The following is a 23,815-nucleotide window of genomic DNA, read 5'->3' on the forward strand; positions in this document are numbered from 1 at the left end:
CGCCCTAAAGGGCGGCATTCGGGCTTACTTGCTGCTCTGAAGGTTGTTAACCACCAGTAAATTGTCGCCGGAGAGACTCCGGTTATTATTTACTTGGGAAAACAGCGCACCAGAAACAATAAGTACGATACAGAAGCACCGTATCTTCATTGTGCGGTCCATGCGAAGACCGCATCACGACAGCACCACTGGCGATATTGCCGCGATAGCAAGCGCTGAGACGCGCTTGCTCTAACGGTCGCGGAACATCCTTTCCTTAAGCCAGCGCCCGCTTGCGAGACGGCGGAAAGGGCCGCAGTGGATAATATACTAACAGAACAATAATAACTCTCTTTTGCTTGACAAAAAGAGAGTTACTGGCGAGTATTGTCTCCGCTGAGACGCGCTTGCATTACTACGGTAATACAACCTGCTGGAAAGGCCGCGAACCAGACCAGCAATAAAAAACCGCCAAATTCGGCGGTTTTTTATTGCCTGTAAAATACTTATTTCACTGGCTCAACCGGTAAATCTGCCCGCGCGCCCCATTCACTCCATGCGCCGTCGTACAGTTTCACGTTTGGCACATCCAGCGTCGCGAGTGCTAACAAAACCACGGCTGCCGTTACACCAGAGCCGCAGCTGACGATAATTGGTTTGTCGTAGCTGACGCCGCGACCAAAAAATATCGCATCCAGTTCATCGGTCGTTTTTAGTTCGCCTTCGCGCACCAGTTCCGTCCACGGAACATTCAGTGCTCCGGGAATATGTCCGCGACGTAAACCTGGGCGAGGTTCATCAACTTCTGCGTTAAAACGTGCAGCCGGGCGGGCATCAATAATTTGCGCCGTATTTTCATGGCTTGCCAATAATACATCGGTTACTTTCACCACGGCTTCAGGATTAAACGCGGCGTTAAACTCTCCTTCCGGCAGCTCTACTGCACCTTCTTCTAACAGCAGATCATCGCGCTGCCAGCCTGCAAGTCCACCCCCCAGAATCGACACTTTCTCTACACCAAAGGTGCGCAGCATCCACCATGCTCGTGGGGCTGAGAAAAGATTACCTTCGTCATAGACAATCAGGTGCTTATCCTGGTTAACGCCTAATTCACGCATCGCCACGGCGAACGTTTTCGGGCGCGGCAGCATGTGCGGAAGCGGGGAAGTGTGATCAGAAAGCGCTTCGATATCAAAAAACACTGCGCCGGGAATATGTCCATTCAGATACTCCTGAGCAACGTTACGATCTTCCTGTCCAGGCGACGCCATGCGGGCATCGATAATCTGAATTTCCGGGTCATCAATATGTTCGGCGAGCCAGTCGGCTCCTACAAACCATGTCGTGGACATAGGCATCTCCATTTTTGCCGGGGTTAGGCTAAATTGTCGGATGTTTAGTGAAAAGCGACAAGCGAAAGAGGCTGATTTGGCTGTCTGAGCCACAATTCTCACTAAAATTCGGATTGTATGGGCGTGATACTGAATTACATAACGTAAATTCTCACGCATAATAATTATTCGACGTTGCTAACGGGCCATTGTGGCAGGGATGAAAAAGTTACGCGTAGCCGCCTGCATGCTAATGCTGGCGCTGGCAGGGTGCGACAACAACGATAACGCGCCAACAGCGGTGAAAAAAGATGCGCCTTCTGAAGTTACTAAAGCGGCCTCTTCAGAAAACGCGAGTTCAGCAAAACTCTCCGTGCCGGAGAGACAAAAACTGGCCCAACAGAGTGCCGGTAAGGTGCTGACATTGCTGGATCTCTCTGAAGTCCAACTTGATGGTGCAGCCACGCTGGTGCTGACGTTCTCCATCCCTCTCGACCCGGATCAGGATTTCTCACGCGTTATTCATGTCGTCGATAAAAAAAGCGGCAAAGTGGATGGTGCCTGGGAGCTGTCAGATAATCTTAAAGAGCTACGTTTACGCCACCTCGAACCGAAACGTGATTTGATCGTTACTATTGGCAAGGAGGTCAAAGCACTCAACAATGCAACCTTCAGTAAAGATTACGAAAAAACTATAACTACCCGCGACATCCAACCCAGCGTCGGTTTTGCCAGCCGTGGTTCGCTGCTGCCTGGCAAAGTCGTTGAAGGGCTGCCGGTAATGGCGCTCAACGTTAATAATGTCGATGTTAACTTCTTCCGCGTTAAGCCAGAATCTCTGCCAGCATTCATTAGCCAATGGGAATACCGCAATTCGCTGGCGAACTGGCAGTCAGACAAACTGCTGCAGATGGCGGATCTGGTCTACACCGGACGGTTTGATCTCAATCCTGCGCGTAACACCCGTGAAAAATTATTGCTGCCGCTGGGCGATATCAAACCGCTTCAGCAGGCGGGCGTGTATCTGGCTGTGATGAATCAGGCTGGACGTTACGATTACAGTAATCCCGCGACGCTGTTTACGTTAAGTGATATCGGCGTTTCAGCTCACCGTTATCACAATCGTCTGGATATCTTTACCCAAAGTCTGGAAAACGGCGCGGCCCAGCAAGGAATTGAAGTCTCTTTATTAAATGAGAAAGGGCAGACTCTGACTCAGGCAACCAGTGACGCTCAGGGGCATGTGCAGCTGGAAAATGATAAAAATGCGGCATTACTGCTGGCACGTAAAGACGGTCAGACAACGCTACTCGATTTAAAACTTCCGGCGCTGGACTTAGCAGAATTTAACATTGCTGGCGCGCCAGGCTATAGCAAACAGTTTTTCATGTTTGGCCCACGCGATCTTTATCGCCCAGGTGAAACGGTAATCCTCAATGGTTTACTGCGCGATGCAGACGGTAAAGCATTGCCCGATCAACCCATCAAGTTAGACGTGATTAAACCTGACGGGCAGGTACTCAGGAGCGTCGTTAGTCAGCCGGAGAATGGCCTCTACCACTTTACCTGGCCACTCGATAGCAATGCGGCAACCGGTATGTGGCATATTCGCGCCAACACGGGCGATAACCAGTACCGGATGTGGGATTTCCACGTCGAAGATTTTATGCCAGAGCGTATGGCGCTGAATCTGACCGGTGAGAAAACCCCGCTTACGCCGAATGATGAAGTGAAATTCTCCGTGGTGGGATACTACCTGTACGGTGCGCCTGCTAATGGTAATACTTTGCAAGGGCAACTTTTCCTGCGCCCACTGCGTGAGGCTGTGTCAGCCTTACCTGGTTTTGAATTCGGCGATATAGCTGCCGAAAACCTTTCCCGCACGCTGGATGAAGTTCAGTTGACGCTGGATGATAAAGGGCGCGGCGAAGTTTCTACAGAAAGCCAGTGGAAGGAAACGCATTCCCCATTGCAGGTTATTTTCCAGGGCAGTTTGCTGGAATCGGGCGGTCGCCCGGTGACGCGCCGCGCTGAGCAGGCTATCTGGCCTGCCAATGCATTGCCGGGGCTCCGTCCGCAGTTCGCCTTGAAATCGGTTTACGATTATCGCACTGACAGCACGGTGAAACAGCCCATTGTTGATGAAGGCAGTAACGCCGCTTTTGACATCGTTTATAGCGATGCACAAGGCGTGAAAAAAGCCGTGTCGGGCTTGCAGGTGCGCCTGATTCGCGAACGCCGCGATTACTACTGGAACTGGTCAGAAGATGAAGGCTGGCAGTCACAGTTTGATCAAAAAGATCTGATCGAAAATGAACAAACTCTGGATCTGAAAGCGGACGAAACCGGCAAGGTCAGTTTTCCGGTAGAGTGGGGCGCTTATCGTCTGGAAGTCAAAGCGCCGAATGAAGCGGTCAGTAGTGTTCGTTTCTGGGCTGGCTATAGCTGGCAGGACAACAGCGACGGTAGCGGCGCAGTGCGACCCGACCGTGTCACGCTGAAACTGGATAAAGCCAGTTATCGCCCTGGCGACACCATTAAGTTGCATATCGCCGCGCCAACGGCGGGTAAAGGTTATGCGATGGTCGAGTCCAGTGAAGGGCCGCTGTGGTGGCAAGAGATTGATGTTCCGGCTCAAGGGCTGGATCTGACGATTCCGGTCGATAAAACCTGGAATCGTCATGATCTGTATTTAAGTACGCTGGTGGTACGTCCTAGCGATAAATCTCGCTCCGCGACGCCAAAACGCGCGGTTGGTGTGTTGCATCTGCCGCTTGGCGATGAAAACCGTCGCCTCGATCTGGCGCTGGAAACACCAGCAAAAATGCGTCCCAATCAACCATTAACCGTGAAAATTAAAGCCAGCACTAAAAATGGCGAGAAGCCTAAACAGGTGAATGTGCTGGTGTCTGCCGTTGATAGTGGTGTGCTGAATATTACTGACTACGTCACGCCAGATCCGTGGCAGGCGTTCTTTGGTCAGAAACGCTATGGCGCAGACATTTACGATATTTACGGTCAGGTTATTGAAGGTCAGGGGCGTCTGGCAGCTCTGCGTTTCGGTGGCGATGGTGATGAGCTGAAACGTGGTGGTAAACCGCTGGTCAATCACGTCAATATTGTCGCGCAGCAGGCGCTGCCGGTAACGCTCAACGAACAGGGCGAAGGCTCGGTTACACTGCCGATTGGCGATTTTAACGGTGAATTGCGCGTCATGGCGCAAGCCTGGACGGCAGATGATTTCGGTAGCAACGAAAGCAAAGTGATAGTTGCCGCACCGGTGATTGCTGAACTGAACATGCCGCGCTTTATGGCGAGTGGCGATACCTCGCGTCTGACGCTGGATATCACTAATCTTACCGATAAACCGCAAAAACTGAACGTTGCCCTGACCGCCAGTGGTTTGCTTGAACTGGTCAGCGATTCACCCGCAGCCGTTGAATTAGCGCCAGGTGTGCGTACTACGCTGTTTATCCCGGTGCGAGCATTGCCGGGTTATGGCGATGGAGAAATTCAGGCCACCATTAGCGGGTTAGCGTTACCGGGTGAAACCGTTGCCGATCAGCATAAGCAGTGGAAAATCGGCGTCCGTCCGGCGTTCCCGGCACAAACGGTTAATTACGGTACGGCGTTACAGCCTGGTGAGACATGGGCGATTCCGGCGGATGGATTGCAAAACTTCTCGCCTGTTACGCTGGAAGGGCAATTGTTGTTGAGCGGCAAACCACCGCTGAACATTGCACGTTATATCAAAGAGTTAAAAGCGTATCCGTACGGCTGTCTTGAGCAAACCGCCAGCGGCCTGTTCCCGTCACTTTATACCAACGCAGCCCAACTGCAGGCGTTGGGCATCAAAGGCGACAGTGATGAGAAACGCCGTGCATCGGTCGATATCGGCATTTCCCGTTTGCTGCAAATGCAACGTGATAACGGCGGCTTTGCGCTGTGGGATAAAAACGGTGACGAAGAGTACTGGCTGACGGCTTACGTGATGGATTTCCTGGTCCGCGCAGGCGAACAGGGTTACAGCGTGCCGACAGACGCCATTAACCGGGGTAATGAGCGTCTGCTGCGCTATTTACAAGATCCGGGCATGATGTCGATCCCGTACGCGGATAATCTCAAAGCCAGTAAATTCGCCGTTCAGTCTTACGCTGCGCTGGTGCTGGCCCGTCAGCAAAAAGCACCACTGGGTGCGCTGCGTGAAATCTGGGAGCATCGTGCAGATGCCGCTTCTGGTTTACCGCTGCTGCAACTTGGCATTGCGCTGAAAACCATGGGTGATGCAACGCGTGGTGAAGAAGCGATTGTGCTGGCGCTGAAAACGCCGAGAAATAGTGATGAGCGGATATGGCTGGGTGATTACGGTAGTCCACTGCGCGACAACGCGTTAATGCTCTCCTTGCTGGAAGAAAATAAACTGCTACCCGATGAGCAGTACACTTTGCTGAACACACTTTCGCAGCAGGCGTTTGGTGAACGCTGGCTATCGACGCAGGAAAGTAACGCGTTGTTCCTGGCTGCCCGTACGATTCAGGATTTACCGGGTAAATGGCAGGCGCAAACCTCTTTCTCAGCTGAGCCGCTGACAGGCGAGAAAACGCTAAACAGCAATCTGAATAGCGATCAACTTGCCACCTTGCAGGTGAGAAACAGTGGCGATCAGCCGTTATGGTTGCGTATGGATGCCAGCGGTTATCCGCAATCCGCACCTTTACCGGCGAACAATGTGCTGCAAATCGAGCGTCATATTCTTGGTACTGATGGTAAGAGCAAATCGCTGGACTCGTTACGTAGCGGCGATCTGGTGCTGGTCTGGTTGCAGGTAAAAGCCAGTAACAGCGTGCCGGATGCGTTAGTCGTGGATCTGCTGCCTGCGGGTCTGGAACTGGAAAATCAGAATCTGGCGAACGGTAGCGCCAGCCTGGAGCAAAGTGGTGACGAAGTGCAAAACTTACTGAACCAGATGCAGCAGGCGAGCATTAAGCACATTGAGTTCCGTGACGATCGCTTTGTGGCGGCGGTTGCCGTTGATGAATACCAACCGGTAACGCTGGTGTATCTGGCGCGGGCGGTGACGCCGGGAACGTATCAGGTACCGCAACCGATGGTGGAATCAATGTATGTTCCCCAATGGCGGGCGACCGGCGCGGCTGAAGATCTGCTGATTGTCCGACCGTAAATGCTTCGCTTGTTAACCAAACGCGGCTGCTGGATAACGCTGGCAGCTGTGCCATTTCTCCTTTTTCTTGCAGCGTGGGGAGCAGATAAACTCTGGCCTCTACCGCTGCATGAAGTCAATCCCGCACGAGTGGTCGTGGCGCAGGATGGTACGCCGCTCTGGCGCTTCGCCGATGCTGATGGCATCTGGCGTTATCCGGTAACAATCGAAGATGTGTCTCCACGTTACCTTGAAGCGCTGATCAATTATGAAGATCGCTGGTTCTGGAAGCATCCGGGGGTGAATCCATTCTCGGTGGCGCGCGCAGCATGGCAAGATCTCACTTCGGGACGGGTTATTTCTGGTGGCAGCACGCTCACTATGCAGGTTGCTCGTCTGCTTGATCCTCACCCCAAAACATTTGGTAGCAAAATTCTCCAGCTCTGGCGCGCGTTGCAACTGGAGTGGCATTTGTCTAAGCGTGAAATTCTGATCTTGTATCTTAACCGCGCTCCGTTTGGCGGTACGTTGCAGGGGATCGGTGCGGCAAGTTGGGCTTATCTCGGAAAATCGCCTGCGAATTTAAGCTATTCCGAGGCGGCAATGCTGGCGGTGTTACCGCAAGCGCCCAGCCGACTGCGCCCGGATCGTTGGCCGGAGCGTGCCGAAGCCGCGCGTAATAAAGTGCTCGAACGGATGGCCGTGCAAGGTGTGTGGTCCCGTGAGCAGGTAAAAGAGTCAAGGGAAGAACCCATCTGGCTGGCACCCCGACAAATGCCGCAACTGGCACCGCTGTTTTCGCGCATGATGCTCGGTAAAAGCAAAAGCGACAAAATCGTTACTACGCTGGATGCCGGTCTTCAACGACGTCTGGAAGAACTGGCGCAAAACTGGAAAGGGCGGTTGCCACCGCGCAGCTCACTGGCGATGATCGTGGTTGATCATACCGATATGCGTGTTCGCGGCTGGGTGGGATCGGTTGATCTCAACGATGATTCACGCTTTGGTCATGTTGATATGGTCAATGCGATCCGATCGCCAGGATCGGTGCTCAAACCGTTTGTTTATGGTCTGGCGCTGGATGAAGGCTTGATCCACCCGGCATCACTGCTGCAAGACGTCCCCCGGCGCACCGGTGATTATCGACCAGGTAACTTTGATAGCGGTTTTCATGGCCCGATCAGCATGAGCGAGGCGCTGGTGCGCTCGCTGAACTTACCTGCTGTGCAGGTGCTGGAAGCCTATGGACCGAAACGGTTTGCGGCAAAGTTACGCAATGTTGGATTGCCGTTATATTTGCCCAACGGTGCTGCGCCGAATCTTTCACTCATTCTCGGCGGCGCTGGTGCAAAACTGGAAGATATGGCGGCAGCGTATACCGCGTTTGCTCGCCACGGCAAGGCAGGCAAATTGCGCTTACAGCCTGACGATCCGCTGCTTGAATGGCCTTTAATGTCGTCGGGGGCGGCGTGGATCATTCGCCGGATTATGGCTGATGAAGCGCAACCCTTGCCGGATAGTGCCTTGCCGCGCGTCGCCCCACTGGCATGGAAAACGGGCACCAGCTATGGCTATCGTGACGCCTGGGCGATTGGGGTTAACGCTCGCTATGTCATTGGGATCTGGACTGGCAGACCGGACTGCACGCCCGTTGTTGGTCAGTTTGGCTTTGCCAGTGCCGTACCATTGTTGAATCAGGTCAATAATATCTTACTGTCGCGCAGTGCGAATCTGCCGGAAGACCCGCGCCCGAACTCAGTCACTCGTGGCGTTATCTGCTGGCCGGGCGGACAGTCTTTGCCGGAAGGTGACGGTAACTGTCGCCGCCGCCTGGCAACCTGGCTGCTGGACGGGAGTCAGCCGCCAACTCTATTACTGCCGGAGCAGGAAGGCATTAATGGCATTCGTTTCCCCATCTGGCTGGATGAAAATGGCAAACGTGTTGCCGCTGATTGCCCGCAAGCGCGACAAGAAATGATAAATGTCTGGCCGCTACCGCTGGAACCCTGGCTGCCCGCATCAGAACGTCGCGCTGTGCGCTTACCACCGGCCTCGACAAGTTGCCCGCCATACGGTCACTATGCCCAGCTCCCGCTGCAGCTGACAGGCGTTCGCGATGGCGCGATTATTAAACGTTTACCGGGCGCAGCGGAAGCGACTTTGCCGTTGCAATCAAGTGGAGGGGCAGGTGAACGCTGGTGGTTTCTGAATGGCGAACCGTTAACTGAACGCGGGCGCAACGTGACCCTGCATTTGACGGATAAAGGTGATTATCAATTGCTGGTGATGGATGACGTGGGGCAAATCGCGACAGTGAAATTTGTCATGCAATAGTCTGTTTTGTCCCTGATTGTTGCTAAAACTCATTTTATTTTAAAAAAATGTTACCTTCATCAATAGTCAACGGCCCTGTTGCTCATTATAATCCGCGCCATCTCGTACGCTGGTACAGACAACAACAGAACAATTTACAGAGGTAAAAATGGCTATTGAACGTACTTTTTCCATCATCAAACCGAACGCGGTAGCAAAAAACGTCATTGGTAATATCTTTGCGCGCTTTGAAGCTGCAGGGTTCAAAATTGTCGGCACCAAAATGCTGCACCTGACCGTTGAACAGGCACGTGGCTTTTATGCTGAACACGATGGAAAACCGTTCTTTGATGGTCTGGTTGAATTCATGACCTCTGGCCCGATCGTGGTTTCCGTGCTGGAAGGTGAAAACGCCGTTCAGCGTCACCGCGATCTGCTGGGCGCGACCAATCCGGCAAACGCACTGGCTGGTACTCTGCGCGCTGATTACGCTGACAGCCTGACCGAAAACGGTACCCACGGTTCTGATTCCGTCGAATCTGCCGCTCGCGAAATCGCTTATTTCTTTGGCGAAGGCGAAGTGTGCCCGCGCACCCGTTAATAATTTCGTAAATGCCGCGTGCAAACGTGGCATCCGTGCGCCAGAATTTGTACAATGCAGCGCCCCCGGACGAGCAGCCGCTCACCGGGGCGTTTCTTTTTTCAACCCTCCAGGGGCCATAACGTGTAATAACGAGGCCGGAATAGCATATGTCTGAACAATTAGTCACACCTGAAAACGTCACCACGAAAGATGGAAAAATCAACCTGCTGGATCTCAACCGTCAGCAGATGCGGGAGTTTTTTAAAGATTTAGGTGAAAAACCCTTCCGCGCCGATCAGGTGATGAAGTGGATGTATCACTATTGCTGCGACAACTTTGATGAGATGACCGACATCAACAAAGTGTTGCGCGGCAAACTGAAAGAGGTGGCGGAAATCCGCGCACCGGAAGTGGTTGAAGAACAGCGTTCATCCGACGGCACCATTAAATGGGCGATCGCCGTTGGCGATCAGCGCGTCGAAACGGTGTATATCCCGGAAGACGACCGTGCCACGCTCTGCGTCTCTTCGCAGGTGGGGTGTGCGCTGGAGTGTAAATTCTGTTCCACCGCCCAGCAGGGCTTTAATCGCAACCTGCGGGTGTCGGAAATTATCGGCCAGGTGTGGCGTGCGGCGAAAATCGTCGGCGCAGCAAAAGTCACCGGTCAGCGCCCAATCACTAACGTAGTGATGATGGGCATGGGCGAGCCGCTGCTCAACCTGAACAACGTCGTTCCGGCGATGGAAATCATGCTGGATGATTTCGGTTTTGGCCTGTCTAAACGTCGCGTCACGCTTTCTACTTCCGGTGTAGTTCCGGCGCTGGATAAACTGGGCGATATGATCGACGTTGCACTGGCAATTTCCCTGCACGCGCCGAACGACGAAATTCGTGACGAAATTGTGCCGATCAACAAAAAGTACAATATCGAAACGTTCCTTGCTGCGGTGCGCCGTTATCTGGAGAAATCCAACGCCAATCAGGGCCGAGTCACTATTGAATACGTGATGCTTGACCACGTTAACGACGGCACTGAACACGCGCACCAACTGGCGGAGCTGCTGAAAGATACGCCGTGTAAGATCAACCTGATCCCGTGGAACCCGTTCCCGGGCGCGCCGTATGGACGCAGTTCGAACAGCCGTATCGACCGTTTCTCAAAAGTGCTGATGAGCTACGGTTTCACCACTATTGTGCGTAAAACTCGTGGTGATGATATCGATGCTGCCTGTGGTCAGTTGGCGGGCGATGTTATCGACCGTACGAAACGTACCCTGCGTAAACGGATGCAGGGTGAAGCCATCGACATTAAAGCGGTCTGATAGCCATTACGCCACGGTTACTTTATGTACCGTGCGTAATCTTTTATGAATGAAGTATTAAGTTGCAATTGTCTGGTCAATATTAACGGTGCGTTTTTGCTGACTTTAAGGCAGTATGTAACGATGCAACAGTAAGTTAGCCTTAGTGAATGTGGGCTTTGTCACGAGCACACAGACGGTCTTATACTGTATGATAACGGTTAACTTAACGGATGTTTCGCGGTGTGGGTGAGCATGATGGTTCACCGGCATCTCAATTCTCATTTAAACGTACCTGCAGCGAATGAATACTGAAGCCACGCACGACCAAAATGAAGCACTTACTACCGGCGCTCGCCTGCGTAATGCTCGCGAACAACTAGGACTTAGTCAGCAGGCCGTTGCCGAGCGACTTTGCCTGAAGGTTTCCACGGTACGCGACATTGAAGAAGATAAGGCACCCGCCGATCTTGCTTCAACATTCCTGCGCGGATATATCCGCTCTTATGCGCGTCTGGTACATATTCCAGAAGAAGAACTGCTGCTAGGGCTGGAAAAGCAGGCTCCACTACGGGCTGCGAAAGTTGCGCCGATGCAGAGTTTTTCCCTCGGTAAACGCCGCAAAAAACGTGACGGCTGGCTGATGACCTTCACCTGGCTGGTGTTGTTTGTGGTTATCGGCCTGAGCGGTGCCTGGTGGTGGCAAGACCACAAAGCTCAGCAGGAAGAGATCACCACTATGGCCGATCAATCTTCGGCGGAACTGAGCAGTAATAGCGAGCAGGGGCAGAGTGTTCCGTTAAATACGTCGACAACTACAGACCCGGCTACAACGTCCACGCCGCCAGCGTCTGTGGATACTACCGCAACCAACACGCAAACACCTGCCGTAACTGCGCCAGCACCAGCTGTTGATCCGCAACAGAATGCGGTTGTTTCGCCTTCGCAGGCAAATGTTGATACCGCCGCGACCCTGGCACCAACGGCAGCAACAACGCCAGATGGTGCTGCGCCGTTGCCAACCGATCAGGCTGGCGTGACCACGCCGGTGGCTGATCCGAATGCGCTGGTGATGAACTTTACTGCCGATTGCTGGCTGGAGGTCACTGATGCTACCGGTAAAAAATTGTTTAGCGGTATGCAGCGTAAAGACGGTAATTTGAACTTAACCGGCCAGGCACCGTACAAACTGAAAATTGGTGCGCCAGCCGCAGTACAGATCCAGTATCAAGGGAAACCTGTCGATCTGAGTCGTTTTATCAGAACTAACCAGGTTGCGCGTCTGACCCTCAATGCCGAACAATCACCGGCGCAGTAACAGACGGGTAACGCGGGAGATTTTTCATGCATAACCAGGCTCCAATTCAACGTAGAAAATCAACACGTATTTACGTTGGGAATGTGCCGATTGGCGATGGTGCTCCCATCGCCGTACAGTCCATGACCAATACGCGTACGACAGATGTCGAAGCAACGGTCAATCAAATCAAGGCGCTGGAACGCGTTGGCGCTGATATCGTCCGTGTCTCCGTACCGACGATGGACGCGGCAGAAGCGTTCAAACTCATCAAACAGCGGGTTAACGTGCCGCTGGTGGCTGACATCCACTTCGACTATCGCATTGCGCTGAAAGTAGCGGAATACGGCGTCGATTGTCTGCGTATTAACCCTGGCAATATCGGTAATGAAGAGCGTATTCGCATGGTGGTTGACTGTGCGCGCGATAAAAACATTCCGATCCGTATTGGCGTTAACGCCGGATCGCTGGAAAAAGATCTGCAAGAAAAGTATGGCGAACCGACGCCGCAGGCGTTGCTGGAATCCGCCATGCGTCATGTTGATCATCTCGATCGCCTGAACTTCGATCAGTTCAAAGTCAGCGTGAAAGCGTCTGACGTCTTCCTCGCTGTTGAGTCTTATCGTTTGCTGGCAAAACAGATCGATCAGCCGCTGCATCTGGGGATCACCGAAGCCGGTGGTGCACGCAGCGGGGCAGTAAAATCCGCCATTGGTTTAGGTCTGCTGCTGTCTGAAGGCATCGGCGACACGCTGCGCGTATCGCTGGCGGCCGATCCGGTCGAAGAGATCAAAGTCGGTTTCGATATTTTGAAATCGCTGCGTATCCGTTCGCGAGGGATCAACTTCATCGCCTGCCCGACCTGTTCGCGTCAGGAATTTGATGTTATCGGTACGGTTAACGCGCTGGAGCAACGCCTGGAAGATATCATCACTCCGATGGACGTTTCTATTATCGGCTGCGTGGTGAATGGCCCAGGTGAGGCGCTGGTTTCTACACTCGGCGTCACCGGCGGCAACAAGAAAAGCGGCCTCTATGAAGATGGCGTGCGCAAAGACCGTCTGGACAACAACGATATGATCGACCAGCTGGAAGCACGCATTCGTGCGAAAGCCAGTCAGCTGGATGAAGCGCGTCGAATTGACGTTCAGCAGGTTGAAAAATAATAACGTGATGGGAAGCGCCTCGCTTCCCGTGTATGATTGAACCCGCATGGCTCCCCAAACATTGAGGGAAGCGTTGAGGGTTCATTTTTATATTCAGAAAGAGAATAAACGTGGCAAAAAACATTCAAGCCATTCGCGGCATGAACGATTACCTGCCTGGCGAAACGGCCATCTGGCAGCGCATTGAAGGCACACTGAAAAACGTGCTCGGCAGCTACGGTTACAGTGAAATCCGCTTGCCGATTGTAGAGCAGACCCCGCTATTCAAACGTGCGATTGGTGAAGTCACCGACGTGGTTGAAAAAGAGATGTACACCTTTGAGGATCTCAATGGCGACAGCCTGACTCTGCGCCCTGAAGGGACGGCGGGCTGTGTACGCGCCGGCATCGAGCATGGTCTTCTGTACAATCAGGAACAGCGTCTGTGGTATATCGGGCCGATGTTCCGTCACGAGCGTCCGCAGAAAGGGCGTTATCGTCAGTTCCATCAGTTGGGCTGCGAAGTTTTCGGTCTGCAAGGTCCGGATATCGACGCTGAACTGATTATGCTCACCGCCCGCTGGTGGCGCGCGCTGGGTATTTCCGAACACGTAACTCTTGAGCTGAATTCTATCGGTTCGCTGGAAGCACGCGCCAATTACCGCGATGCGCTGGTGGCATTCCTTGAGCAGCATAAAGAAAAGCTGGACGAAGACTGCAAACGCCGCATGTACACTAACCCGCTGCGCGTGCTGGATTCAAAAAATCCGGAAGTGCAGGCGCTTCTCAACGACGCTCCGGCATTAGGTGATTATCTGGACGAGGAATCTCGTGAGCATTTTGCCGGTCTGTGCAAACTGCTTGAGAGCGCGGGGATCGCTTACACCGTAAACCAGCGTCTGGTGCGTGGTCTGGATTACTATAACCGTACCGTTTTCGAGTGGGTGACTAACAGTCTCGGCTCCCAGGGCACCGTGTGTGCAGGCGGTCGTTATGACGGTCTTGTGGAACAACTGGGCGGTCGTGCAACACCGGCTGTCGGTTTTGCGATGGGCCTCGAACGTCTTGTATTGTTAGTACAGGCCGTTAATCCGGAATTTAAAGCCGATCCTATTGTCGATATATACCTGGTGGCTTCAGGTGCTGATACACAATCTGCGGCTATGGCATTAGCTGAGCGTCTGCGTGATGAATTACAGGGCGTGAAATTGATGACCAACCACGGCGGCGGCAACTTTAAGAAACAGTTTGCCCGTGCTGATAAATGGGGTGCCCGCGTTGCTGTGGTGCTGGGTGAGTCTGAAGTGACTAACGGCACAGCAGTAGTGAAGGATTTGCGCTCTGGTGAGCAAACGGCAGTTGCGCAGGATAGCGTAGCCGCGCATTTGCGCACGTTACTGGGTTAAGGAAGGAGAAGGACAGCGTGGAAATTTACGAGAACGAAAACGACCAGGTAGAAGCGGTTAAACGCTTTTTTGCTGAAAATGGCAAAGCACTGGCTGTTGGGGTGATTTTGGGCGTTGGCGCACTGATTGGCTGGCGCTACTGGAACAGCCATCAGGTTGATTCTGCACGCTCCGCTTCTCTTGCCTATCAAAATGCGGTTACCGCAGTGAGCGAAGGCAAACCGGATAGCATCCCGGCGGCGGAAAAATTTGCTGCTGAAAATAAAAATACTTATGGTGCGCTGGCTTCTTTGGAACTTGCGCAGCAATTTGTTGACAAAAATGAACTAGAGAAAGCTGCCGCCCAGTTACAACAGGGGCTGGCAGACACGAGCGATGAAAATCTCAAAGCCGTGATAAATCTGCGTCTTGCTCGCGTTCAGGTACAGCTCAAGCAGGCTGATGCCGCGCTGAAAACCCTTGATACCATCAAAGGTGAAGGGTGGGCTGCCATTGTTGCCGACCTGCGTGGTGAAGCATTGCTGAGCAAAGGTGATAAGCAAGGTGCGCGTAGTGCATGGGAAGCAGGCGTGAAAAGCGATGTTACTCCGGCACTGAGCGAAATGATGCAGATGAAAATTAATAATTTGTCCATCTGAGAGGGACCCGATGCAATTGCGTAAATTACTGCTGCCAGGACTGCTTTCCGTTACCCTTTTAAGCGGCTGTTCGCTGTTTAACAGCGAAGAAGATGTGGTAAAGATGTCCCCATTGCCAACCGTTGAAAACCAGTTTACGCCGACCACGGCGTGGAGTACTTCCGTTGGTAGCGGCATTGGCAACTTCTATTCCAATCTTCATCCGGCACTGGCGGACAACGTTGTCTATGCAGCGGACCGCGCTGGTTTGGTAAAAGCGCTGAATGCGGATGATGGCAAAGAAATCTGGTCTGTCAGCCTGGCCGAGAAAGATGGCTGGTTCTCTAAAGAGCCTGCATTACTTTCTGGCGGTGTGACCGTGTCTGGTGGGCATGTCTACATTGGCAGCGAAAAGGCGCAGGTTTACGCGCTGAATACCAGCGATGGTACTGTGGCATGGCAAACTAAAGTCGCGGGTGAAGCACTTTCGCGCCCGGTGGTCAGCGACGGTCTGGTGTTAATCCACACCAGTAACGGTCAGTTACAAGCGCTGAACGAAGCTGACGGCGCTGTCAAATGGACAGTTAACCTCGATATGCCTTCGCTCTCTTTGCGTGGCGAGTCTGCGCCGGCAACGGCTTTTGGTGCGGCCGTCGTGGGGGGCGATAATGGTCGCGTCAGCGCAGTGCTGATGGAACAGGGCCAGATGATTTGGCAGCAGCGTATTTCCCAGGCGACCGGTTCTACCGAAATTGACCGTCTGAGCGATGTTGACACGACTCCCGTCGTTGTTAACGGCGTTGTTTTCGCGCTGGCCTATAATGGTAACCTGACGGCGCTTGATCTGCGCAGTGGTCAGATTATGTGGAAACGCGAACTGGGTTCGGTGAATGATTTCATCGTCGACGGCAATCGCATCTATCTGGTCGATCAAAATGACCGGGTGATGGCGTTGACCATTGATGGCGGCGTTACGCTGTGGACACAAAGCGATCTGTTGCATCGCCTGCTGACTTCTCCGGTGCTGTATGATGGCAACCTGGTGGTCGGTGACAGTGAAGGTTATCTGCACTGGATTAATGTCGAAGATGGTCGTTTCGTTGCCCAGCAAAAAGTTGATAGTTCCGGTTTCCAGACTGAACCGGTTGCCGCTGACGGCAAACTGCTGATCCAGGCAAAAGACGGAACCGTGTACTCTATTACACGTTAATCGTCTCTGTCGTTCACTTTGAAAACGGCTCCTGGACAGGGGCCGTTTTCCTGTTTTTAACAACGACGCGAATATAGCGTGCGTTGTCTGATGATTTATAAAAATGAGGCTTTAAACATGGTACCTGTGGTCGCGCTTGTCGGGCGCCCTAACGTAGGAAAATCCACGTTATTTAACCGTCTAACTCGCACCCGAGATGCGCTGGTTGCGGATTTCCCGGGTCTGACTCGTGACCGTAAGTACGGTCGTGCGGAAATTGAAGGCCGTGAGTTTATCTGTATTGATACCGGCGGGATTGATGGCACAGAAGACGGTGTAGAAACCCGCATGGCGGAACAGTCGCTGCTGGCGATTGAAGAAGCGGACGTCGTACTGTTTATGGTGGATGCGCGCGCGGGCCTGATGCCGGCAGATGAAGCGATTGCCAAACATCTGCGCTCCCGTGAAAAACCGACCTTCCTGGTGGCAAACAAAACTGACGGTCTGGATCCCGATCAGGCAGTGGTTGATTTCTACTCGCTTGGCTTAGGTGAAATCTACCCGATCGCCGCGTCTCACGGTCGTGGCGTATTAAGTCTGCTGGAGCATGTGCTGCTGCCGTGGATGGAAGATCTCGCACCGCAAGAGGAAGTCGACGAAGACGCTGAATACTGGGCGCAATTTGAAGTGGAAGAGAACGGCGAAGAAGAAGAGGAAGACGACTTCGACCCGCAAAGTCTGCCGATCAAACTGGCGATTGTGGGTCGTCCGAACGTAGGTAAGTCTACACTCACTAACCGTATTCTTGGTGAAGAGCGCGTTGTTGTTTATGACATGCCTGGCACGACGCGTGACAGTATCTACATTCCAATGGAACGCGATGGACGTGAGTATGTGCTCATTGACACCGCTGGCGTACGTAAACGCGGCAAAATCACCGATGCTGTAGAGAAATTCTCCGTAATCAAAACGTTGCAGGCCATTGAAGATGCCAACGTGGTGATGTTAGTGATTGATGCGCGCGAAGGTATTTCCGATCAGGATCTCTCGCTGCTGGGCTTTATTCTCAATAGTGGGCGCTCACTTGTCATTGTGGTGAATAAGTGGGATGGCCTGAGCCAGGAAGTGAAAGAGCAGGTGAAAGAAACGCTGGACTTCCGTCTGGGCTTTATCGATTTTGCTCGTGTGCACTTTATCTCTGCCTTGCACGGCAGTGGTGTTGGTAACTTGTTTGAATCAGTACGTGAAGCGTATGACAGCTCCACCCGTCGTGTGGGGACCTCTATGCTGACGCGCATCATGACGATGGCTGTTGAAGATCACCAACCGCCGCTGGTACGCGGTCGTCGTGTGAAGCTGAAATATGCCCACGCTGGTGGTTATAACCCGCCGATTGTGGTGATTCACGGTAATCAGGTGAAAGACCTGCCTGATTCCTACAAGCGCTACTTGATGAACTACTTCCGCAAATCGCTGGACGTAATGGGATCGCCGATTCGTATTCAGTTCAAAGAAGGGGAAAACCCGTATGCGAACAAGCGTAACACCCTGACGCCAACCCAGATGCGTAAACGTAAGCGTCTGATGAAGCACATCAAGAAAAATAAATAATTATCCGTAAGTATTTTATCTGCCATTCCCTCTATGAATGTAGAGGGATGGCTACCGGAGGAATTCATATGGAACTGCATTGTCCACAATGTCAGCATGTGCTTGATCAGGATAACGGCCATGCGCGTTGCCCATCCTGCGGGGAAATTATTGAAATGAAAGCTCTTTGTCCAGACTGCCATCAACCGTTGCAGGTGTTAAAAGCCTGCGGTGCAGTAGATTACTTCTGTCAGCACGGGCATGGCTTGATATCGAAAAAACGCGTTGAATTCGTGCTGGCTTAATGCACCTTTTTACGCGATTTTTTTACTGGCTGGATGTTTTTAACTTCACTTTCTATCCAGCGTCTTCCAGACGTGTGGTTAGCATTTCACCCGCTTTAACTTGCTTCACTTTTTTCAGTACATTGCCGTCAGTAGCAGTAGTAACGCTGTATCCACGCGCCAGCGTTGACAGTGGGCTTACGGCTTCGAGGTGCGTTACTGCATTACCGAAACGTTCACGCGTGGCGCTAAGCTGTACGCGCAGGGTTTCTGCTAAACGATATTCCAGTTGCTGAATGCGCGTTTGCGCGCGATGAATCTTCGGCTGTGGATTTTGCTGATTCAGCCGCTGTGTTAACCGCTGCTGCTGTTGCCCGGTACGCTTAAGTTGATTTTCCAGCGCAAAGCTCATCCGCTTTTGCAGGCGCTCAAGCATGGTTTGCTGGCGTGCCAGCCGGAGCTGCGGATGCTGTTGCTGTAATCGGTGATGGATCTGCGTAAAGCGACGCGTGCGGTTGGCGAGATAATAATCCATCGCCATCTCCAGCCGTTGACGGGTCGATTGCACCTGGCGCAGTAACTCTTGCTGATTACGGCTCACTACTTCAGCGGCGGCAGACGGCGTTGGCGCACGCAGATCGGCAACAAAATCGGCAATGGTCACATCCGTCTCATGCCCGACGGCGCTGACGACCGGAATGCGGCTGGCAAAAATCGCCCGCGCTACGCGTTCGTCGTTAAAACTCCATAAATCTTCCAGCGAACCGCCGCCGCGCCCAACGATCAACACGTCGCACTCATTGCGCTGATTCGCCAGTTCAATGGCGCGAACAATTTGCCCCGGTGCGTCATCGCCCTGAACGGCGGTGGGGTAGATGATCACCGGTAGAGAAGGATCGCGACGTTTTAACACATGCAAAATATCATGTAGCGCAGCACCGGTTTTTGAGGTGATCACACCAACGCAATGCGCAGGGGAGGGAAGTGGTTTTTTGTATTGCTGATCGAACAAACCTTCAGCCTGCAACTTCGCTTTGAGCTGTTCGTACTTCTGTTGCAGCAGCCCTTCACCGGCCGGCTGCATACTCTCAACGATTATCTGGTAGTCACCGCGCGGCTCGTAGAGCGTAATATTGGCGCGAACTAAAACTTGTTGTCCATGCTGTGGACGGAAGGTCACCCGGCGGTTGCTGTTGCGGAACATCGCGCAGCGTACCTGGGCGGTGTCGTCTTTGAGTGTAAAGTACCAGTGACCGGAAGCCGGTTGTGTGAAATTAGAGATTTCGCCGCTGATCCAAACCTGTCCCATCTCATGCTCAAGCAGCAGACGAACCGTTTGATTCAGGCGACTAACGGTAAAAATTGCAGGGGATTGAGAAGGTAACATGTGAGCGAGATCAAATTCTAAATCAGCAGGTTATTCAGTCGATAGTAACCCGCCCTTCGGGGATAGCAAGCATTTTTTGCAAAAAGGGGTAGATGCAATCGGTTACGCTCTGTATAATGCCGCGGCAATATTTATTAACCACTCTGGTCGAGATATTGCCCATGCTACGTATCGCTAAAGAAGCTCTGACGTTTGACGACGTTCTCCTCGTTCCTGCTCATTCTACCGTTCTGCCGAATACTGCTGACCTCAGCACCCAGCTGACGAAAACTATTCGTCTGAATATCCCTATGCTTTCCGCAGCAATGGATACCGTAACGGAAGCGCGCCTGGCTATTGCTCTGGCTCAGGAAGGCGGTATCGGCTTTATCCACAAAAACATGTCCATTGAACGCCAGGCAGAAGAAGTTCGCCGTGTGAAAAAACACGAATCTGGTGTGGTGACTGATCCGCAGACTGTTCTGCCAACCACGACGCTGCGCGAAGTGAAAGAACTGACCGAGCGTAACGGTTTTGCGGGCTATCCGGTTGTTACCGAAGAAAACGAACTGGTGGGTATTATCACCGGTCGTGACGTGCGTTTTGTTACCGACCTGAACCAGCCGGTTAGCGTTTACATGACGCCGAAAGAGCGTCTGGTCACCGTGCGTGAAGGTGAAGCCCGTGAAGTGGTGCTGGCAAAAATGCACGAAAAACGCGTTGAAAAAGCGCTGGTGGTTGATGACGAATTCCACCTGATCGGCATGATCACCGTGAAAGACTTCCAGAAAGCGGAACGTAAACCGAACGCCTGTAAAGACGAGCAAGGCCGTCTGCGTGTTGGTGCTGCAGTTGGCGCAGGTGCGGGTAACGAAGAGCGTGTTGACGCGCTGGTTGCCGCTGGCGTTGACGTTCTGCTGATCGACTCCTCCCACGGCCACTCAGAAGGCGTTTTGCAGCGTATCCGTGAAACCCGTGCTAAATATCCGGATCTGCAAATCATCGGCGGCAACGTGGCAACAGCTGCAGGTGCACGCGCTTTGGCAGAAGCTGGTTGCAGCGCGGTTAAAGTCGGTATCGGCCCTGGTTCTATCTGTACGACTCGTATCGTTACTGGCGTAGGTGTTCCGCAGATCACTGCCGTTGCTGACGCAGTTGAAGCGCTGGAAGGCACAGGTATTCCGGTTATCGCAGATGGTGGTATTCGCTTCTCCGGCGACATCGCCAAAGCTATCGCCGCTGGCGCAAGCGCGGTAATGGTGGGTTCCATGCTGGCGGGTACTGAAGAATCTCCGGGTGAAATTGAACTCTACCAGGGCCGTTCTTACAAATCTTACCGTGGTATGGGCTCTCTGGGTGCGATGTCCAAAGGTTCTTCTGACCGTTACTTCCAGAGTGACAACGCTGCCGACAAACTAGTGCCGGAAGGTATCGAAGGTCGCGTAGCCTATAAAGGTCGCCTGAAAGAGATCATTCACCAGCAGATGGGCGGCCTGCGCTCCTGTATGGGCCTGACCGGCTGTGGTACTATCGACGAACTGCGTACTAAAGCGGAGTTTGTACGTATCAGCGGTGCGGGCATTCAGGAAAGCCACGTTCACGACGTGACCATTACTAAAGAGTCCCCGAACTACCGTCTGGGCTCCTGATTCTCTTCGCCCGACTTCATGTCGGGCGATTTATATTATCTGTTTCACTTGCCTCGGAATAAGCGTCAATGACGGAAAACATTCATAAGCATCGCATCCTCATTCTGGACTTCGGTTCTCAGTACACTCAACTGGTTGCGCGCCGCGTGCGTGAGCTGGGTGTTTACTGCGAACTGTGGGCGTGGGATGTGACAGAAGCACAAATTCGTGACTTCAATCCAAGCGGCATTATTCTTTCCGGCGGCCCGGAAAGTACTACTGAAGAAAACAGTCCGCGTGCGCCGCAGTATGTCTTTGAAGCAGGCGTACCGGTATTCGGCGTTTGCTATGGCATGCAGACCATGGCAATGCAGTTGGGCGGTCACGTTGAAGCCTCTAACGAACGTGAATTTGGCTACGCGCAGGTTGAAGTCGTAAACGACAGCGCACTGGTTCGCGGTATCGAAGATGCGCTGACCGCAGACGGTAAACCGCTGCTCGATGTCTGGATGAGCCACGGCGATAAAGTTACCGCTATCCCGTCCGACTTCGTCACCGTAGCCAGCACCGAAAGCTGCCCGTTTGCCATTATGGCTAACGAAGAAAAACGCTTCTATGGCGTACAGTTCCACCCGGAAGTGACTCACACCCGCCAGGGTATGCACATGCTGGAGCGTTTTGTGCGTGATATCTGCCAGTGTGAAGCCCTGTGGACGCCAGCGAAAATTATCGACGATGCTGTAGCTCGCATCCGCGAGCAGGTAGGCGACGATAAAGTCATCCTCGGCCTCTCTGGTGGTGTGGATTCCTCCGTAACCGCAATGCTGCTGCACCGCGCTATCGGTAAAAATCTGACTTGCGTATTCGTCGACAACGGCCTGCTGCGTCTCAACGAAGCAGAGCAGGTTCTGGATATGTTTGGCGATCACTTTGGTCTGAACATTGTTCACGTACCGGCAGAAGATCGCTTCCTGTCAGCGCTGGCTGGCGAAAACGATCCGGAAGCAAAACGTAAAATCATCGGGCGCGTTTTCGTTGAAGTGTTCGATGAAGAAGCGCTGAAACTGGAAGACGTGAAGTGGCTGGCGCAGGGCACCATCTACCCTGACGTTATCGAATCTGCGGCTTCTGCAACCGGTAAAGCACACGTCATCAAATCTCACCACAACGTGGGCGGCCTGCCGAAAGAGATGAAGATGGGCCTGGTTGAACCGCTGAAAGAGCTGTTCAAAGACGAAGTGCGTAAGATTGGTCTGGAGCTGGGCCTGCCGTACGACATGCTGTACCGTCACCCGTTCCCGGGACCAGGCCTTGGCGTTCGTGTGCTGGGTGAAGTGAAGAAAGAGTACTGTGACCTGCTGCGCCGTGCTGACGCCATCTTCATTGAAGAACTGCGTAAAGCGGACCTGTACAACAAAGTCAGCCAGGCGTTCACTGTGTTCCTGCCGGTACGTTCCGTTGGCGTAATGGGCGATGGTCGTAAGTATGACTGGGTTGTCTCTCTGCGTGCTGTCGAAACCATCGACTTTATGACCGCACACTGGGCGCATCTGCCGTACGATTTCCTCGGTCGCGTTTCCAACCGCATTATCAATGAAGTGAACGGTATTTCCCGCGTGGTGTATGACATCAGCGGCAAGCCGCCAGCTACCATTGAGTGGGAATGATTTTAATCCCTGCACTATGAATGAACAAAACCCTCTGTTACTACAGAGGGTTTTTTATCTTCAAGAATCATAGGCTTGAAGTTACTAACATCGATTAATTAAACCAGCTGTCCGATTTGTTCTCTTCTGCTTTGCCCACGCTTTTCATCAGATCGCGACCGCCTTCAGTCATATTTCTGTTGGCGTCAGCTTCAGATTGCACCACATCGGTTTGCGCAGCTTTGTGCTTCAGTTCCTGATCGATAAATTCGTTTTCTCGCTTAACGCGGGCTTCTTCTTTTGCCAGCGCCAGTTTTTGTTTCTGAATCTCTAAGCTGCGTAGCTCATCTTCATAACTTTGATCGCGTTTTTTGTCCGCAGAGGCTTCGGCGTCCAGTTTATCCTGACGAGCTTTCTTATTTGCTGCTGCCGTTGCCGCTCTTTTGTTAGCGGCGACCTGGGCATTTGCGCGACGTTGCTTCTCTTGCTGGATTTCCCTGTTGCGCTCCGCGACCCATTCGTCATGCTGCCTTTGCTCTTCATTTTTACCTTGCTGTTCCGCTTCTGCTACAGCAGAGAGTTGATCCTGCAATGATGAGGCGATAGCCGGATAGCTTAAGGAGGCCAAGATGGCGCAAAGAAAAACTTTCTTCATGACTCCTCCTGATTATTAGCTCTTTTCAGGACATTTAGTATTTGGCTGAATACGCGTTTCGTTATACGTTGTGGTAATAACAACGGCTAAACCTGTCGTAAACTGGTAATGCTGCCAACTTACTGATTTAGTGTATGATGGTGATTTTAAGGTGCTTGCGTGGCTTCCATTTCCATCAGATGTCCTTCCTGCTCCGCTACTGAAGGCGTGGTGCGTAACGGCAAAAGCACTGCCGGACATCAGCGCTATCTCTGCTCTCATTGCCGTAAAACATGGCAACTACAGTTCACTTACACCGCCTCTCAGCCCGGTACGCACCAGAAA

At 52.7% G+C, this 23,815-nt stretch carries 17 protein-coding genes and 2 pseudogenes; 14 read left to right on the forward strand and 5 right to left on the reverse strand.

Translation table 11 applies throughout. The features are described from left to right. Positions 1-24 precede the first annotated feature (24 nt). Both timP and sseA read right to left on the reverse strand, forming a co-directional pair. Positions 25-150 carry a small toxic inner membrane protein TimP gene (gene timP / locus BHE85_RS27995; RefSeq protein WP_001385884.1) on the reverse strand — a complete coding sequence of 42 codons (126 nt, stop codon included), beginning with the start codon at positions 148-150 and terminating at the stop codon, positions 25-27. Between the two features lie 335 nt (positions 151-485). Continuing rightward, on the reverse strand, positions 486-1,331 hold the full coding sequence (gene sseA, locus BHE85_RS00935) for a 3-mercaptopyruvate sulfurtransferase (protein ID WP_000108645.1): 846 nt from the start codon (positions 1,329-1,331) through the stop codon (positions 486-488). A gap of 199 nt (positions 1,332-1,530) precedes the next feature. On the opposite strand from sseA, the gene yfhM reads away from it, so the two are divergent. The 11 genes from yfhM (at position 1,531) to BHE85_RS00990 (ending at position 18,217) form a co-directional block, all read left to right on the forward strand. Then, a complete protein-coding gene (gene yfhM, locus BHE85_RS00940; RefSeq protein ID WP_000736280.1) occupies positions 1,531-6,492 on the forward strand; it encodes an alpha2-macroglobulin in 4,962 nt (1,653 codons plus the stop codon). Continuing rightward, positions 6,493-8,805 carry a peptidoglycan glycosyltransferase PbpC gene (pbpC, locus tag BHE85_RS00945; RefSeq protein ID WP_039064218.1) on the forward strand — a complete coding sequence of 771 codons (2,313 nt, stop codon included), beginning with the start codon at positions 6,493-6,495 and terminating at the stop codon, positions 8,803-8,805. A 148-nt stretch (positions 8,806-8,953) separates the two neighbouring features. Then, the gene (gene ndk, locus BHE85_RS00950) at positions 8,954-9,385 is read left to right on the forward strand and encodes a nucleoside-diphosphate kinase (protein WP_000963837.1); all 432 of its coding nucleotides are present in this window, start codon (positions 8,954-8,956) and stop codon (positions 9,383-9,385) included. Between the two features lie 149 nt (positions 9,386-9,534). Further along, positions 9,535-10,689, forward strand: coding sequence for a bifunctional tRNA (adenosine(37)-C2)-methyltransferase TrmG/ribosomal RNA large subunit methyltransferase RlmN (locus tag BHE85_RS00955; RefSeq protein WP_000003317.1), 1,155 nt, complete (start codon positions 9,535-9,537; stop codon positions 10,687-10,689). 283 nt (positions 10,690-10,972) lie between these two features. Further along, complete coding sequence (rodZ, locus tag BHE85_RS00960; RefSeq protein WP_039064217.1) at positions 10,973-11,986, forward strand: cytoskeleton protein RodZ; 1,014 nt, start codon at positions 10,973-10,975, stop codon at positions 11,984-11,986. Positions 11,987-12,012: 26 nt separating this feature from the next. Then, positions 12,013-13,131, forward strand: a complete 1,119-nt coding sequence (gene ispG / locus BHE85_RS00965) for a flavodoxin-dependent (E)-4-hydroxy-3-methylbut-2-enyl-diphosphate synthase (protein ID WP_000551818.1) — start codon at positions 12,013-12,015, stop codon at positions 13,129-13,131. 110 nt (positions 13,132-13,241) lie between these two features. Continuing rightward, entirely contained in the window at positions 13,242-14,516 is a 1,275-nt protein-coding gene (gene hisS, locus BHE85_RS00970) for a histidine--tRNA ligase (RefSeq protein WP_001107136.1), read from the forward strand. A 17-nt stretch (positions 14,517-14,533) separates the two neighbouring features. Continuing rightward, complete coding sequence (gene yfgM / locus BHE85_RS00975) at positions 14,534-15,154, forward strand: ancillary SecYEG translocon subunit YfgM (RefSeq protein WP_000409205.1); 621 nt, start codon at positions 14,534-14,536, stop codon at positions 15,152-15,154. Between the two features lie 10 nt (positions 15,155-15,164). Beyond that, positions 15,165-16,343, forward strand: a complete 1,179-nt coding sequence (gene bamB / locus BHE85_RS00980) for an outer membrane protein assembly factor BamB (protein ID WP_001177044.1) — start codon at positions 15,165-15,167, stop codon at positions 16,341-16,343. A 117-nt stretch (positions 16,344-16,460) separates the two neighbouring features. After that, the gene (gene der / locus BHE85_RS00985; protein WP_004985527.1) at positions 16,461-17,933 is read left to right on the forward strand and encodes a ribosome biogenesis GTPase Der; all 1,473 of its coding nucleotides are present in this window, start codon (positions 16,461-16,463) and stop codon (positions 17,931-17,933) included. A gap of 68 nt (positions 17,934-18,001) precedes the next feature. Further along, complete coding sequence (locus tag BHE85_RS00990) at positions 18,002-18,217, forward strand: zinc ribbon domain-containing protein (protein WP_001297332.1); 216 nt, start codon at positions 18,002-18,004, stop codon at positions 18,215-18,217. Here BHE85_RS00990 and xseA read toward each other — a convergent pair. Continuing rightward, positions 18,214-19,583: pseudogene (xseA, locus tag BHE85_RS00995) on the reverse strand (exodeoxyribonuclease VII large subunit). The gene BHE85_RS00990 and the pseudogene xseA sit on opposite strands and share 4 nt — an antisense overlap. A 161-nt stretch (positions 19,584-19,744) precedes the next feature. Here xseA and guaB point away from each other — a divergent pair. After that, the gene (gene guaB, locus BHE85_RS01000) at positions 19,745-21,211 is read left to right on the forward strand and encodes an IMP dehydrogenase (RefSeq protein ID WP_001299507.1); all 1,467 of its coding nucleotides are present in this window, start codon (positions 19,745-19,747) and stop codon (positions 21,209-21,211) included. A gap of 68 nt (positions 21,212-21,279) precedes the next feature. Next, positions 21,280-22,857, forward strand: coding sequence for a glutamine-hydrolyzing GMP synthase (gene guaA, locus BHE85_RS01005; RefSeq protein WP_000138275.1), 1,578 nt, complete (start codon positions 21,280-21,282; stop codon positions 22,855-22,857). 94 nt (positions 22,858-22,951) lie between these two features. Here guaA and BHE85_RS01010 read toward each other — a convergent pair whose 3' ends face one another. Together BHE85_RS01010 and BHE85_RS27120 are read right to left on the reverse strand one after the other, a co-directional pair. Further along, a complete protein-coding gene (locus BHE85_RS01010; RefSeq protein WP_000755183.1) occupies positions 22,952-23,491 on the reverse strand; it encodes a DUF5384 family protein in 540 nt (179 codons plus the stop codon). 15 nt (positions 23,492-23,506) lie between these two features. After that, positions 23,507-23,599: pseudogene (locus tag BHE85_RS27120) on the reverse strand (hypothetical protein); the annotation flags it as partial. 51 nt (positions 23,600-23,650) lie between these two features. Here BHE85_RS27120 and BHE85_RS01020 point away from each other — a divergent pair. Next, a partial coding sequence (locus BHE85_RS01020; protein WP_047664789.1) for an IS1 family transposase occupies positions 23,651-23,815 on the forward strand: 165 nt, incomplete at its 3' end.

This window comes from Shigella sp. FC1567 (assembly GCF_001743015.1).
GTDB lineage: Bacteria > Pseudomonadota > Gammaproteobacteria > Enterobacterales > Enterobacteriaceae > Escherichia > Escherichia coli.